Here is a 1014-nt window from a genome sequence, read left to right on the forward strand (position 1 = left end):
AGCGTTACTGCTAATCCTGATCATAATTTCATTGGTGAAGTAAATGAGCGAATTAACTCAGCTAATCAGTCAGCAAGTCAGTCTTTTGAAGGAGCAAAACAAGCTGCAACAGAACTGCATCGACGGACAGAAGATATATATCGAGCAATTGGAGAAGCGCAGCGCAGCACTACTTCAACAGATGAAAGAAGAGCCACCAGTGGACTTTTTGAACGAATCTATCAAAGGATTCTCAAAACAAACGCAGGCTTATTTGGAAAAAACCTTAACCAGTGCCTTGAGGGAATCAAATATAGATCAGTTAGTCCAAGACAAGATCAATCAGCAAATTCAGCCGATGCTCAAAGATATTCAGGATACTCAATCGAAATTAACACAGACCCTTTCACAGATTTCTACCGCCAGCTCACTTCTAAATACCACAGAAGTCAGCGAACGCTTAACGACTTTGGAAGACTCACTGAGAGATTTGACCACACAATTAAAGAAAGCAATCGAGTATTAACAGCTATCAATTCCAAAGGCTTTGCTATTAAACCGAAAAGCCCAATTGATGCTGCACGTATATTCTCATACAGCTATGTTAGTGCAGCCAAAGACGTGAAATATTGGGCTGAAATACAAGAATTGAAGTATCACAAAAAAAATCCGATGGGGACTGAGCTGTATGAAGCTATATGCGAGAAGTACAACGCTTTACAGCACTTCTCACGCCAAGAAAAAGACATGACAGACCAGATGCGTGATCACATTCAACAGATGATTGCCAATGATAAGAGAATGGTGAAATTTGCTGAAAAGCGGTTAGGTACTTACTTCTCTCAACGTGAGCATGACCGCCTAGATTCTCTATTCGATACAGCCAAAGACCGATTTAAAAAACCAGTTGAAGTTAGCCAGGTGCGAGATATTGAGCCAACACCAACACCAACACCATCGCCAAGTAAAGATGATGGCTACAGGTATGACCCATTCTAAGACTGGTTTTTTTTATACTTTTTTTGCCAAAACTGC

Annotated in this window: 1 protein-coding gene; it reads left to right on the plus strand. The window is 40.6% G+C overall.

Features of this window, described 5'->3' with window-relative positions; all coding sequences use genetic code 11:
- The coding region (locus FTV31_RS17140; protein ID WP_180015849.1) for a hypothetical protein at positions 1–978 on the plus strand (978 nt) is incomplete at its 5' end.
- Between the last annotated feature and the right edge of the window lie 36 nt (positions 979–1014).

This window comes from Acinetobacter sp. YH16031 (genome assembly GCF_013417335.1).
Taxonomy (GTDB): domain Bacteria; phylum Pseudomonadota; class Gammaproteobacteria; order Pseudomonadales; family Moraxellaceae; genus Acinetobacter.